This is a genomic window from Sulfurimonas gotlandica GD1 (assembly GCF_000242915.1).
Lineage (GTDB): Bacteria > Campylobacterota > Campylobacteria > Campylobacterales > Sulfurimonadaceae > Sulfurimonas > Sulfurimonas gotlandica.
On record NZ_AFRZ01000001.1, the window covers coordinates 129721 to 145059 of the forward strand.

Annotated in this window: 12 protein-coding genes; 2 read left to right on the plus strand and 10 right to left on the minus strand. The window is 33.2% G+C overall.

What is annotated here, in order from left to right; genetic code table 11:
* Window positions 1-3: 3 nt before the first annotated feature.
* The 7 genes from serA to pheS form a co-directional block, all read right to left on the minus strand.
* Window positions 4-1590: a phosphoglycerate dehydrogenase gene (gene serA, locus SMGD1_RS00665; RefSeq protein WP_008338375.1), complete on the minus strand. Its 1587-nt coding sequence runs from the start codon at window positions 1588-1590 to the stop codon at window positions 4-6.
* Window positions 1590-2069, minus strand: coding sequence for a hypothetical protein (locus SMGD1_RS00670; RefSeq protein WP_008338526.1), 480 nt, complete (start codon window positions 2067-2069; stop codon window positions 1590-1592). The genes serA and SMGD1_RS00670 overlap by 1 nt, the downstream gene beginning before the upstream one ends.
* Window position 2070: 1 nt before the next feature.
* A complete protein-coding gene (locus SMGD1_RS00675) occupies window positions 2071-3729 on the minus strand; it encodes a 30S ribosomal protein S1 (RefSeq protein WP_008338600.1) in 1659 nt (552 codons plus the stop codon).
* 112 nt (window positions 3730-3841) lie between these two features.
* Window positions 3842-4675: a 4-hydroxy-3-methylbut-2-enyl diphosphate reductase gene (locus tag SMGD1_RS00680; protein ID WP_008338434.1), complete on the minus strand. Its 834-nt coding sequence runs from the start codon at window positions 4673-4675 to the stop codon at window positions 3842-3844.
* A 50-nt stretch (window positions 4676-4725) separates the two neighbouring features.
* Window positions 4726-6009: a 3-phosphoshikimate 1-carboxyvinyltransferase gene (aroA, locus tag SMGD1_RS00685; protein ID WP_008338279.1), complete on the minus strand. Its 1284-nt coding sequence runs from the start codon at window positions 6007-6009 to the stop codon at window positions 4726-4728.
* Window positions 6006-8339 (minus strand): phenylalanine--tRNA ligase subunit beta, encoded by a 2334-nt coding sequence (pheT, locus tag SMGD1_RS00690; protein WP_008338216.1) that lies wholly within the window; start codon window positions 8337-8339, stop codon window positions 6006-6008. The genes aroA and pheT overlap by 4 nt, the downstream gene beginning before the upstream one ends.
* Complete coding sequence (pheS, locus tag SMGD1_RS00695) at window positions 8336-9340, minus strand: phenylalanine--tRNA ligase subunit alpha (protein ID WP_008338455.1); 1005 nt, start codon at window positions 9338-9340, stop codon at window positions 8336-8338. The genes pheT and pheS overlap by 4 nt, the downstream gene beginning before the upstream one ends.
* Before the next feature lie 126 nt (window positions 9341-9466).
* On the opposite strand from pheS, the gene SMGD1_RS00700 reads away from it, so the two are divergent.
* Both SMGD1_RS00700 and SMGD1_RS00705 read left to right on the plus strand, forming a co-directional pair.
* Entirely contained in the window at window positions 9467-9823 is a 357-nt protein-coding gene (locus SMGD1_RS00700; RefSeq protein WP_008338540.1) for a histidine triad nucleotide-binding protein, read from the plus strand.
* A 3-nt stretch (window positions 9824-9826) separates the two neighbouring features.
* The gene (locus SMGD1_RS00705) at window positions 9827-11014 is read left to right on the plus strand and encodes a murein transglycosylase domain-containing protein (protein WP_008338215.1); all 1188 of its coding nucleotides are present in this window, start codon (window positions 9827-9829) and stop codon (window positions 11012-11014) included.
* A gap of 208 nt (window positions 11015-11222) precedes the next feature.
* Here SMGD1_RS00705 and SMGD1_RS00710 read toward each other — a convergent pair whose 3' ends face one another.
* From SMGD1_RS00710 to SMGD1_RS00720, 3 genes are read right to left on the minus strand one after another with little or no spacing between them, the layout of a single operon-like run.
* Window positions 11223-12224: an ornithine cyclodeaminase gene (locus SMGD1_RS00710; RefSeq protein WP_008340348.1), complete on the minus strand. Its 1002-nt coding sequence runs from the start codon at window positions 12222-12224 to the stop codon at window positions 11223-11225.
* Complete coding sequence (locus tag SMGD1_RS00715) at window positions 12225-13985, minus strand: ATP-binding protein (protein ID WP_008338596.1); 1761 nt, start codon at window positions 13983-13985, stop codon at window positions 12225-12227. It lies immediately after the preceding gene.
* A 1-nt stretch (window position 13986) separates the two neighbouring features.
* Window positions 13987-15336, minus strand: a complete 1350-nt coding sequence (locus SMGD1_RS00720) for a GNAT family N-acetyltransferase (RefSeq protein WP_008338196.1) — start codon at window positions 15334-15336, stop codon at window positions 13987-13989.
* Between the last annotated feature and the right edge of the window lie 3 nt (window positions 15337-15339).

The window sequence follows — 15339 nt, forward strand, 5'->3', positions numbered from 1 at the left end:
GGATTAAAGTCTTGCGTAATTTACACTTAAACAAGCTTCTAAAGAAGCCAATGCATTAAGAGTTGCTTCATTAACTGCATTATCAACTAAGATTACAGCTAAAGCTTCTGCATCTTTGTTTCTAGCTAATGAAAAATCAGAGATATTAACATTGTTTCTTGCAAGGGTAGAGCCTATGCTTCCTATAACACCAGGAACATCACTGTTTTTAAATAGAATCATATCACCTTTAAGAGCTACCTCTATGTCAAAACCATCAATTGCGACAATACGCTTAACACCATCATCAAAGATTGTAGAACTAATTGAAGTTGTACCCTCTGCAGTAGTTAGTTTTACAGTAATAAGGTTTTTAAAGACAGCTGAATCGTTAAGAGCCTCAAACTCAATTTTTATGCCTTTTTCTTTTGCAACAAATTCAGCATTTACATAATTAATAGTATCACTAGAGTTTTGGCTCATTGCACCAACTGCAACGAAAGTAGATAAAGATTCAACATAGTTAGATATCTCACCTTGACCACTAACTTTTATAGCTATGATTTGAGATTTATTTATTTGAGATGCTAAGAAACCAATCTTTTGTCCCATCTCTAGGAAAGGTTTTACAAATGATGGTATTTTACTCTCATCAATTGGAAGATTCATTGCATGTGCAAAAGAGATTCCTTTAGCAGCTTCTATAGCATTTTTAGCTGCTTGAGTTCCTATGTTATATTGAGATTCATAAGTATTAGCACCCAAGTGAGGAGATACAACAATATTTTCTAAATCTAATAATGGATGATCTGTTGCAGGTTCTTTATTAAATACATCGATGCCGGCAAAACGAATTTTTTTAGATTTTAGACCATTATAAAGTGCTTCTTCATTATAAAGACCACCTCTAGCACAGTTAATTAAAACTACGCCGTCTTTCATCTTAGCAATCTCCGCTTCATCAATCATATTTAAAGTTTCTTGATTTTTAGGTGTGTGAATAGTAATTATGTCACAAGCTAAAATATCTGCAAAATCTTTAGTATAAGTCATATCGCAATCAGTAACTTTTGATGGATGAATGTAAGGATCATAAACAACGATATCAGTCTCAAATGACTGAGCTCTCTTTGCTACACGAGAACCAATGTTACCAAAACCAATAACACCGAGCTTTTTGCCTTTCATCTCATAACCATACCACTTTTCTCTTTTCCAAATTCTTTGGTTTTTAAGGTGGTCATGAGAGTATGGGAACATTCTCATACATGAAAGCATGTGTGCCATTGTAAGTTCAACTGCAGCTATAGTGTTTGCTGTCGGAACATTCATTACGATGATTCCTTCTTTTGAACAACCTTCTATATCAACATTATCAACACCAACACCGGCACGAACAATAGCTTTCATATTTTTTGCAGCATTTATAAACTTGTCATCTACATCAGTTGAACTTCTAGTAATTGCTACATCTGCTTTGGCGATGATATCAAGTAGTTTTACCTTGTCTTCATCAGCTGCCATTATAAAATTGATACTTTCATCATTACGAAGCATTTCTAAACCGGCTTCGTGGATATGGTCACAAACTACGATTGTATGTTTTTTCATTATACATCCTCTTTAAACAGCTCTACTTTGGCTGAAATTTGGTAATTTTTCAATACTCTAACTAAAGAGTTTAATTTTTCAATATTTTTTGAATAGATAAGCAATTCTACACTGCTTTTATCTCTTTTGAGATAATATCTTAATTTATGTTGTTTTAACTCTTCTTTTAAACAGAAAAGTTGGTATGGATCTAAGAGTGAGGCGGATAGTTTATAAATAGTATTACTAGTTATTTGTTCATCTAAATCTATCTCTATATAAGCTTCGTTAACAGGATAAAAATATCCTAGTCTTTCAGTTTTAGAAAAATGATTTAACCAGACTTTTTTAGATTTTTGTTGAACAACTTCACTCTTGTATTCAAGTGGCTCAACGTAATCTTTATCTTGTGAAGGATTGATTGAGATTAAAAAAAAGATAATAAAAATGGCAACTCCAAGTGCTAGGACTGGAGTAAACCATTTTAATATTTTTTGCATCTTATTTGAATTTATCTTTTATCAGGTCACCTAAAGAGTTTGATGTATTATCATTAATCTCTTCTAAAAGCTCTTGATTTTTAATATAATCTAATTTTTTAACAGATAAACGGATACGATCTCTACGAGTATCAATTACAGCTATAGCAGCTTCAATTTCTTGACCGGCTACTAACTCTTCTTTTACAAGTGGAGCTAAATCTTCATCACGAATAAGTGCGTCAACACCATCTTCTAAAGATACGAAAACACCAAATTCTTTAATGTCACGGATAGTCCCTTTAACAATTGAGTTTAATTTATGTGTTGTTGCAAATTTATCAATTGGGCTTTCCAAAAGAGTTTTACGGTTTAAAGATATTTTTTGATCTTCAGTGTTGATTTTAGCAATTTTAACTTCAACTTCTTCACCAGACTTTAAAACATCTTTACATTTTACATTTTTATCCCAAGAAATATCTTGATTATGTAATAGACCTTCAACTGAACCAACGCGTACGAACGCACCGAAGTCAGTAAGAGATGTAACAGTTCCAGTTACTACATCACCTTCGTTGTAGTTTCTAACAAACTCATCAAATGGTTTTGGTAAAAGTCTTTTTAATGAAACACGTAGCTTGTGAGTCTTAGAATTAATTTCGATAACTTCAACATCAATTTCTTGTCCAACAGTTAAATAATCATTAGGATTTTTAACGTTTTTGTCCCAAGTAATTTCTGAAATGTGTAAGAAACCTTCAATATCATTACCAAGATCAACAAATACACCGTATGCTTCAATATTTGAAACAGTTACAGTTATTGTATCACCTTCATCTAACTCGCTCTCAACTTCTGCCCATGGATCTGACTGAACAGCTTTGATTGATAAAGAAAGATGTCTTTTATCTTTATCGTAAGAGATAGCTTTAACAGTTACAACATCACCATCTTTATAAAGTTTTGACGGATTAACTGGACCTTTGTAGCTGATTTCATTGTAGTGAACTAGACCATCCACACCACCAACATCTACGAACATACCGTAGCTAGTGATTTTTTTGATAGTACCTTCTACAATAACATCATCTTCCATTAGTTGGTCAATAATCTCTTTCTTTTTCTTTCTTTCTTCGTTAAATAGTTTACGACGAGAAACTACTATTGAGTTCTCTGCAGCATCTACTTTAACAACCTGAGCTTTGATTTTGCGACCAACAACTTCGTCACCATCTTTGAAAGCTGCTAAAGAACGTGGCATAAAGAAAGAAACATCGTCAGCTTCTACTACGTATCCACCACGGTTTTTCTTAGTGATGATACCTTCAATGATTATTTCTTCAAAGTCTTCTTTGTGTGCTTCAATAAAGTCAATAGTCTTTTGTTGCTCTAAAACTTTTCTATAAGAGATTTTAGGACGCTCATTGTAGTATCCCATAACCATTACTTTAATCTTATCACCAGCACCAAACATCAATTCACCGTCTTCACCACGGATTTCATCAAGGCTAAGAATACCTTCTAGCTTATCGCCAACACCAACTAATGCTCTGTTCTCGTCTGCTTGAACTTCAACAATCTCACCCTCTACGATGCGACTTGATTCTTGCTGCTTTTCAGTTGCAGCAAACATCTCTGCAAAATTCTCTTCTTCTTCAAATGATTCGTTATCGAACGCCATTATCTATCCTCTTGTTACATAAAAATTGCGTGATTATACCTAATTATAGATTATTTTACCATTAATATGAGATTAACTTAAGATAAGAAAAATAAAAATGCTAATAAAATAGTTATTTATTAACATTTTCTTGGATAGAATTGACTACATTTTGAATAATCCAGTCAGGGGTTGAAGCACCAGCACTTATGCCACAAAATAATTTATCCTTAAACCAGCCATAGTCTAAATCATTTTCATCTTCTATATGATAACTGTTTTGACAATAATCATCTGAAATACTAAATAGCTGCTTTGTATTTGATGAGTTTTTCCCACCGATAATAATCATTACATCAGCTTTTTTAGAAATTTTTCTAACAGCTTCTTGATTTTCAAAAGTAGCATTACAAATTGTATTAAAAACTCTTACTTCTTTATGTCTTGGTATAAGATAATTAGCTACTTCCATATAATCTTCAACTTTTCTAGTTGTTTGAGCGACTAAAGCTATTCTCTCTTTTAGTTTTAAATCTTCTAAGTCTTTAGGACAAGTAACAACAGTAGCCCCATAAGTAGCATAACTTTTAACACCTTTTATCTCAGGGTGAGCTTCATCACCAAATATAATTATGTCATAACCTGCTTCACTCATCTCTTGACAAATTTGTTGTGGTTTTGTTACATATGGGCATGTTGCATCTACAACATCAACTTTATTGTCTTTTAACTCTTGAAGTTCATTTTTAGGTATTCCATGCGTACGGATTACCGCTTTATCACCAGCTTTAAAACTTTTATGATCATCACTAAGACCAACTTTAAAATCTTGCTCCAGTCTAGCAATCTCTTTAGAGTTATGAATAAGCGGACCATAAGTAGAAGAGTTTTTATTATCTTCTGCTATTTTTATGGCTCTTTTAACTCCAAAACAAAATCCGTAATTCTCAGCAAGTTCAATGTGCATATCTGTTTCCTTAACTAAAGCTACGCCTATCGGCGAGAGTCTTAAAATTATTATTGCTTAAACTCTATTTTTGTAATTTTTTGCAGTAGTTCAAAAAAGTTCGGAAATGATGTATTTATACAGTCTAAATCAGTTACATTCATCCCACATCTTAATCCTGCGATAATAAAACTCATAGCTATTCTATGATCTCCATCGCTGTCAACAGTAGCACGTTTGAGCTCACCACCGACAACTCTATATCCATCTTTGTATTCATGTACTTCAATGCCGCACGCACGAAGACCTTCTACAACAGTAGAAATTCTATCACTCTCTTTTACACGAAGTTCTTCAGCATTTTTAACAACAGACTCACCAGTTGCACAGGCAAAAGCGATTGAAAGAGCTGGTAGTTCATCTATAAGCCAAGAGATATTGTCTTCTACAGTAATAGCGTGAAGAGGAGCATACTTCACACGTATATCTCCTATTGGCTCATATCTGTTATCTGTAAGCTCATAACTGATATTAGCTCCCATTCTTTCTAATGCTTTAAATGCTTCTATCCTAGTTGGATTTAATGTTACACCTTCTAAAACAATATCCGAATCAGGTGTAATAGCAGCAGCTACAGCAAAGAAAAATGCACTTGATGGATCCGCAGGAACTCTAATAGTAAGAGGAGAAAGAAGTTCTTTCATCGGGGTTATTGTAGTTTTCAAACCATCAACAACTATATCAGCTCCCATCCCTTGTAACATTCTCTCTGTATGATCACGAGATAGTTCAGGCTCAGTATAAGAGCATATTCCATCAGCACGAAGAGCTGCTAAAATCATGCATGATTTAACCTGTGCAGATGCGATTTTAGAATCATAGTCAAATGCTTTTAAAGATGCCCCACGGATGCTAAGTGGTGCTAAGTTTGAGTCTTCTCTGCCATCAATGACTGCACCTATTTCACGAAGAGGAGTAGTTACACGTTTCATTGGACGTTTACGTAAATATTTATCACCAGTTAAAACAAAGTGACCATTAGCTGAGCTAAGTAAGCCACAAAATAGTCTTATACCAGTTCCAGAGTTACCACAATCTAAAATCTCAAAAGGCTCTTTAATACCACCTGAAGAGATTTTAATTGTTACACCATCATCTTCAATAGTTGCACCGAGATTTTTAACAATCTCTAAAGAGTTAAGTGTATCTTCTGCTCTTAAAAAATTTGTAACTTCACTAGTACCAGATGCAAGCATTGCAAACATAGCACTACGATGTGATATAGACTTATCCGGAGCTATCGTATTCAGTTTTAACGAAAATTTATTTGCTTTGCTAACTTCTACTGCACTCATCTCAGTCCAATTCCAAGTTCACTATTTAAAGCTGCTAAAATAGAATCCATAGATGATGTAATATCCTCTTCTTCCAGAGTTTTATCAAATGACTGAAGAACAAAACGAATAGAAAGGCTCATGTTTTCACCTAATGACTCATCACTATACTTATCTACTGGATAAAATCTAATAAGCTCTTCACTTGAGTGAGCTTCTATGACGTTTTTAACTTTTTCATAACTCATAGCTTCTGGCATAATAATACTTAGGTCTCTAAAAGCTGCTTGATATTTTGATGATTTTTTTGCAATTTTCAAGCCATATGAAAGTTTAACAAAATCAAGTTCACATATATATGTTGCTTCAAGTCCATAACTATCTTCTACATTTGGATGTACACGGAACAACTCTCCCATAACTTCACCATTTTGTAAAAGCTCAGCAGATTGATAAATGTGAGAAAGAGAGTGTAAAGTTTCATATTGACGAAGTTCAAACTCTCCTATTACATCAGATATTTTCTGAGTAAAAAATGCAAAATCAACTTTCTGAGGTTTTCCGGCATTAGCTAAATTCTCTTTTTGAGTATCTCCACTAAAAATAAAAGACATTTTAAGAGATTCTTCTCTTAATGGACTAAATACTGAGCCAACTTCAAAAAGCTTAACTGATGTTACGCCATTTTTAACATTTTGAGATGCTGCTTTTAAAAGACCTGTCATAAGAGTTGGTCTTAAAGTATCTAATGTACTTACAATTGGATTTAAAAGCTCTAATTTCTCATCAGTAGTATTAAATCCATATTCATTTAGAACTCTTTTCTCATCAAACACGAAAGCTACATTTTCAAAAAAGCCACTTTGTGCTGCTTTATGTCTGTAGATGCTTCTTTTTTTGTATTCAAAATAATCATCTTCAAGTTTAGAAGATTCTGAAAATATAAAAGGCTTTGAAGGAATATTATCAATGCCTACAAGACGAACTATCTCTTCAACAATATCTTGTTTATGGGAGATATCATGACGAAATCTTGGAACAGATATAACAAAATTTTCTGATGACGACTTAGTTGTACCAAAGCCTAAATTTCTTAGTATTTTAGTTATTTTAACTTTATCTATCTTAGCACCGATAATTTCATCGATCTCATTTTTTGTAACACTTACAATTTTATTTTCGTATGAATCACAAAGCTCGATTGTACCACCAAAAACAGATGAGTTAGAATTTGACTCTATAAGATTCAAACAAAAATCAAGACCTTGATTTAATTCAGGCTCACTTCCTCTTGATGTTCTGTAGTACATCGGCCCAGACTCCATCTTAGACTCTTGCATCTTCTTAGAAATAATATCTGGAGGGATATAACTGGCTTCAAGAAGAACAGTTCCTTCATTATATGTCACTTTTGAAGCTTCTTCTTGAATAATTCCTACAGTTGAAGCTTTTTCTTTTGACATGATAGAAGCATATCCATTCTCATCTTTTTTAAGTTCAATCTTTGCCATAGTCTCATTTTCTGCGCAGAAAAAACCATAGTTATAAGCTCTTAAAATTACACCACTACTATGAGTTACATAGAGCATTAAAGCCTCTATATCTGTTTCTCTAGAGTCTTCTATCTGTGCTAATCTAAGTTTTACAATAAAAGGAAGAGTCAAATCTTTTAAATCAACCGCTCTGTAGCGAAGATTAACATCTAAATCGTTTTCATGAGAAAGGCTTAAAATACGACCTATTCCAACTCTTCTGTCTTCATCTTCATTAATATTAGTTTCTTTTACAGGTCTATCATATGCAGCACTTAAATCTCTAGCAACACCCCTAATACTTAGGCAGTCACCACGATTTGCTGTTAGTTCGATCTCTATTAGGTCATCACTAAATGTAGCTAGTGAACAAACTTCTTGACCTAGTTCATATTTACCAATACTACTATCTAATTCTATTATCCCACTTTGGCAATCTTCAAGACCTATTTCTTTAGCACTACAAATCATTCCTTCAGACTCTACACCACGAAGTTTCACAGGTTTGATAACAGTACCATCGGGCATAACTGCACCAATCGTAGCTACTACGACATCAAGGCCTTCTCTAACATTTGAAGCACCACAAACAATCTGGCGAATACTCGTTCCGATATCTACTTTACAAACATTTAATTTATCTGCATCTGGATGTTTTTCACACTCCAAAACTCTACCGACTATTATCTTTTTAGGAATCTCATAACTTTGCATACGATCTACTTCTAGACCTATAGCATTGAATGTTTTTGCTAAATCTTCAGTAGTGATTCCGCTTAAGTCAATCCACTCATTTAACCAACTTCTTGTAACTATCATTGAAACTGCTCCAACAATTTAATATCTCCCTCAAATAGTGAACGAAGATCTCCAATATGATGAATTAACATCGCAAATCTCTCAACACCTAGGCCAAAAGCGTATCCGCTAACATCTTTATAGTTAACTGCTTCAAAAACATTCGGGTCAACTATCCCACATCCTAGAACTTCTAACCAACCTGTTTTAGAACATACTCTACAACCCTCGCCTTTACAAAATACACAAGAGATGTCCACCTCTGCTGATGGCTCTGTAAAAGGGAAGAAAGATGGACGGAAACGAACTTCCACATCACCAAACATAAATCTTAAAAAATCTTCTAATATATATTTCAAATTAGCAAAAGAAACTTTGCCTTCATCATCAACAAGAAGTCCTTCAACCTGATGAAACATCGGAGTGTGAGTCAAGTCATAATCACGACGGAAAACTGCACCTGGAGCTATCATACGAATAGGAGGTTTATGACTCATCATAGTTCTTATTTGAACAGGAGAAGTGTGAGTACGAAGTAGCATCTCATCTTTAAAATAAAATGTATCCTGCATATCTCTAGCTGGATGATATTTTGGTAAGTTTAGAGCTTCAAAATTGTTAAAATCATCTTCTACCATATTACCTGTTTTTACAGCAAAATTCATAGCACTAAAATACTCTACAATTCTGTCCATTGTCTCCATTACCGGATGCAATGCACCAGCTTCAGAAGAAACACTAAACATAGAAACATCTATAGACTCAGCTTTCATAGCCTCTTTTAGCTCTTGTGTTTGAAGAATAATTTTTCTTGCTGTCATCTCATTCATCAATGAGCTCTTATGTATGTTTAAATCTTGAGCTATTTTTGATTTTTCTTCATTTGGTGCTGTTTTCATCTTTGCAAATTCTGCTGCAAGAACACCTTTTTTACCAAACACAGATATACGAATTTCTTCTATACTTTCGACACTCTGTGCTTCTTTTATTTTGTCATACCACTCTTTCAATAGAGTCTCCATAATTGCGAGGCTTTACCCTCATAAATTTTAAAATAGATTATAGTCAAATATAATTTATATATAGCTTCATTTATCAATTTATGTGCTATAATTTAATTACAAGCCACCCATATAAAAGGAAAAAAAATGTGTTTATTTTGTAAAATCGTAAATAAAGAGATACCATCAAATATTATTCTTGAAGATGATAATTTCATCGCTTTTCATGATATCAATCCAAAAGCTCCCGTTCATATATTGGCAATACCAAAAGTTCATGTTGATAGTTTTAATGAAGTTAGTGGTGAGATGATGTCAAATATGACAGACTTTATTCAAAAGATTGCACAAGAAGTAAAGATAGAAGAGAGTGGATACAGAGTAATTACAAATATTGGAGATAATGGAGGACAAGAAGTTAAACACTTGCACTTTCATGTACTTGGTGGAGCTAAATTAAAATGGGGTCACTTCAGTGACGCAGACCCTAAAGGGCACTTTTAAAAAATGATTAAAAACTTATTTCTAGTTGCATGTATTAGTTCTACTATTTTTGCACAAAGTGCCCAAGATTTCAAGAATCAGCAGATGCAGGGATTTAATCAAGAGAAAAAACAGTTTGGCATCTATAAAAAGAGTCAAGAAGAAGAGTTTAACGCCTATTATGAAGAGCAAAACAAAGCTTATAAAGCTTATAAAAAAGAACTTGGAGTTTTTTGGGATGAACCAAAGATATCTACGAAGGAAAAGTGGGTCTCTTATACTGAGGATAAACAAACTCGGACTGATGTAGACTTTTCCAAAGAAATTATTACTCTAGAAACTATAGCTTCTTCACCGGAGGAAGCAAAGCAAAAACTTGAAATGGCACTTGCAAAAGTAGTAACTATAGATACAAAAACAGTTCAAGAGACAGATCCCTTAGAAAAAAAGCTATCAAAAATAAAAAAGCCTTTTGGTGTAATTGATGGAGAAGTTGAAGCAGAGCCAATATTGTCTACTATAGTATTTCAAAAGCAGCCAACTCAAAAAAGTGTTAAAGCATATGTAGAAAAATATGTTAAATACGATAATATAAAAGCTAAAGAGTCAACAAAAGTAAAACATTCAAAAATTTATTCACTAAATGTAGCTCTTCCTGAAGACACTATGATTAAGAGATCAAAGATCTACTACGAAGAAGTAAAAAAGAATGCAAAACTGCAAAAACTTCCAATGGCATTAGTTTTTGCTGTCATGCACACAGAAAGCAGTTTCAACCCAAGAGCAAGATCTCACATACCTGCGTATGGACTTATGCAAATTGTACCAAGGACAGCAGGTATAGATACATATAATTTTCTCTATAAAAAGAAAAAACTTGTCTCTGGAAGCTATCTCTACAATAGTTCAAACAATATTAAAATGGGCAGTGCATATCTGCATATACTCTACTACAAGTATTTAAAAGATATAAAAAATCCAGACACTAGACTATTTTGTACGATAGCTGCTTACAATACAGGTGCCGGAAATATAGCATGGGCTTTTACAAGAAAATACGATATGAGAAAAGCGGCACCACTGATAAATACAAAGTCACCCGAAGAAGTTTATAACAAGCTTTTGAAAGATTTAAGATATGACGAACCAAAGCACTACTTAAAAAGAGTTTCTCAAAGAATGAGTGCTTATTACAGGCTGTACGGCAGTTAATTTATTTATAGAATAAACTCTAAAAAATACTTTTAGAGTTTTCTCCCCACTCTCTTTTTTGCATAACATGTGAGAACTCATATGCTATTATCATTAAAATCCCTGTTGCTACTAAAACCGTTGCCATTTCCAACATAGTAAATTCCTTATATTTTATTTTTATATTCTAAAGTATAAAGTTAATAAATGTAAAAAAGATGGCAATTTGTCATGAAATGAATGTTTTAGATAATTTATTTACAATAAATCGTCCAATCAGTGCATCTTGAACGGCTATACCTGTTGAAATAAATAAAGTATTTTTTTCTATACTGATCTTTGAGTTCATAATATCTTTTAACTCAGTCACATTCTCTTCTGATAATAATTCCTTCTCTTTCCATATCTTCATATCGCCAAGAAGCATGGATTGAATAGAGTCAGTAATAATATCAAATTTATCAACAAGAGACTCATCTAGTTCTGAGAGGTTATTAGCATCTGCACCTACACTACTTACAAACTCTAGATGCGAGCTATTATTTGAATTTAGTATAGAAGTCTCTGAGTCAGTTGCTAAAAAAAGTGAGCTTGATTGAGAAATTGTATCTTCAGAGTCTAATAGATTTATACTCATATCAGGGGCATAAAATGATATTAGCTTTTCAAACTTCTCACATATTGCAGAATTTGGATCATAACAGTTAACATGAGTCACTCCTAACCATCTATGCAAAATAATTGCTGTATAAAAACCTATTCTTCCAAGTCCAAGTAACCCAACAGAATTATTTTTTTTATATATAAGCGAATATGCTAAAAGGCTTATTGCAGCAGTTCTAAAAGAAGATAGGATACAAGCGTCTATTGTCGCATAGACGTAGTTGTCATACCAATCTATAAGAAGCATTTTACCAACACTTATCTTATCTTTTATAGTCCTGTTTTCTTCATTTGTTCCAATGACTTTAACAGCTTTTATTCCACCATTAAAGTCTGTAATACAAGGCATAACACGAAAGTCACCTTTAATATTAGGTGTGTAAATTATCTTTTTTTTAGGAACATATACCCATTTTTCTCCATCTCCCCAATCAATGTATGACTGCTTTAACTCATCCATAAACTCTGCCGAGTTTGCTATGAGTATATCATGAACTTCTACATCACTAACAGATATACAAGGCTCATCCTGTAATCTTAAAAGCTGTTTTATATCTTTTGAATGCATCTATTCCACATTTATTAACCTTATTAGAGCTTCTACTCTATCCTGTGATACTTTATTTTCTAAATTTTTTGATGAAATAAGTTTGGCATCTACATTTGTTACTTTCTTAATATTACTACAAGGAAGGCCACTATATAAAAATTCATCTGTCTGAACTACTAAAATAATTGCTTCTACTTGACGGTTCATTAAAAGTGCTCTACATCTTTTATATAAGCTTTTAAAGGGAAGTATAATTCCCTTTCTTAATCCGTTTATTGTTACATTGTGACTGCTTACAAAACAGGATATTCCTTTTTGCATCAATTCAGACTGTTCTTGTAAAGCTATATCCATTGCCATGTTTCCACCGACTACAACACTGATTGGTATGTTTCCATCATCATCTAAAATAAGATCAAGATAAGCTGGAATATAACTTTTAGATATTTCACTTACACCAAATGCCGGTGCAAAATTTACTTCATTTATTATAGCTCCATTTACATGCCATGGTTTTTTGATATCTTCACTGATAATATCTATACCTGAAACTTCAAGTCCAAAGAGTTTAGCCGCTCTTATTGCTATATCAATATTATCAGGATGAATAATATCTGTAACATTTTGAGGTGTACCGCCAGATGCTGTAGATTCAATGATTCTTAGTGGGACAAGTTCCTTTTTTTTAGGTATAGATGCTAGTGAATAATTTGATTTTTTTATAACTTCAATTGCTTCTTTATCATCAGGAAATATTTTTTTACGTAACCATGGAGGATTATTTCTTATAGCCTCATTTTCTTCTTTAATAAGTTCAGAGATCTCTTTTACTCCATCACCTTCTATAGAAATCGGTAAACGTTTTACTGCATATATTAACTTATCTTTTGCTATAAAAATCCTATGTGCCACTCCATTAACTTCTCTTTCTATAATTATTCTTTTAGATCTTGAAAATAGTTTTGCTTTCTCAAATGCAATTTTTAATTGTTTATCATCTGTAACTCCAACAGTAACACCTTCACCACGATCAGCATCTGCAGGCTTTATAACAATAGGCCACTCTATCTTTTTTGCTATTATTGTCGCATTTTTAACGCTGTTCGCTACTCCGTTAACAGGAGCAGGCAATCCAGCCATACGAACAATGTTTGATGTCATCATCTTATCATTAGAGAGTTTTGCACCGATACTTGAATCTAAATCACTGGTACTACGATTTATTAGTCTTGATTTTGAACCATATCCAAGCTGATATGTACCACCACCCAAATGAAAAAATGGTATCTTTTTCTCATATGCCGCAGTTAGTATCGGTATAGTAGACTTGCCGGAACCACTAATCCCCTTTAGTTTATGTATGATCTCTTTTTCAATTCTATCATATAATTTTTCTCTATTTTCATCTGTTAGTTGAGTATTCATCATCCAGTAAATATTTTTTATTGCAAAGTTAATTATCATCTCATAACATATATCAGGAATATGTTCTATATAAACAAGAGCAACACTAGCACTCCATTGTAATGGTATTTTCTTATCCTGTTTTACTTTTAAAAGAGCACCTGTATCAAAATATGGTAGCAATATAGCCTGCATCAGTGAGCGTATAAGGAGTAACTCTCTCTTTATCAATGACTCCATTGGTATATTAGAGCCCTTCTGATCTTTTATCTCTATTTTAAGTGCTGAGACCAACCAATCGTCAAGAAGATCAAAGTTAAACTTTTTAGGGCTGCTTATATTAAAAGTAAAGTTACGAGTATGTTGCATATACATATTAAAGTCCTAATATTTTTCGTGTTTGTGCGGGAGTAGAGATTTCACGTCCAAGCTCATTTGACACTCTTACAACACGCTCTACCAGCTCTTGGTTTGTTGTTAACTTTGTTCTAGCACTGTCATAATATATATTATCTTCAAGTCCAACACGAACATTTCCACCTGCTATTATTGCAGCCATATTCATAGGTAACTGAAAGTCTCCAAGCCCTGCAGCAGCCCAAATAGAGTTATCAGGAAGAGATGAGTATATATGAGAAAGATCTCTTAAAGTAGCAGGTGCAGTATTTAAATTTCCAAGTAGTATATTAAAATACTTAACCCCGCATATAATATTATGACGCTCAAGATACTTTGCCATATTTATCATACCCGTATCAAAAACTTCGAGTTCAGGCATAATATTTTTCTCTTTCATTAGTATTGCTAATCGTTGAACCATATCAATAGAGTTAACACTAGCACCAGATATAAAGTTAAGTGATCCAAGTGTCAGGCTAGCCATATCAGGTTTTGCATCTCCACTCAGATGCAAAACTTCAGATCGTGCTTCAAAACTAATCCCTCCACGACCAGAAGTAGTAGCACAACATATAAGTTCTGGTCTCTCTCTTCTTAATGTAGAGATTATTATTTCAAAATACTTCGCATCTGATACTGGAACACCATCCTTGTCCCTTGCATGAAGATGGACTATACTAGCTCCTGCATCATGAACTTTTATGGCATCTTCTATGATTTCATTTACTGAGATTGGTACATAAGGAGTAAGTCTCTTTGTAGGTACCATTCCGGTTAGTGCCACATTTATTATTAGTGGTTTATACGCTGATAATGGCGCTGGTTCATTTAACTCTATATATTTAAGTTTATCTCTAACTATAATAGTTTTCTTATTTATATACTGAGTTAAATCAAGTTCTAATTTTGTCCAGATATCAACATCTTTAAGTCCATGGTCAGACTTCTTTTTAGTTATTCCTGTTTGTACATATCCATAATTTTTTTTATACCAAGTAATAGTCTCTTGCCTATCGGTATATGTTATGACTTTTTTGATTCCGGCTTTAGACATGGCTTCAAGTCTGATATCTTGAAGTTCTTTACCAATACCGGAACCTTGGAACTCCGGATAAACTGCAAGCGATCTTGTCTCCGCTATATCATTTGAAAGTAATTGATATCCAGAGACTCCAATAATTTTTCCCATAACTTTTGCTACAAAGAAAAACTCAAAATCAATTTCCAATGCTTCTGGAGAAGGTATTTTATGTAGATTCCATGGTGCTAAGACATCTATTATATCAGACCTATTTTCAGGTTTAGCTTTTTCTATTACAAATTCCAAAAC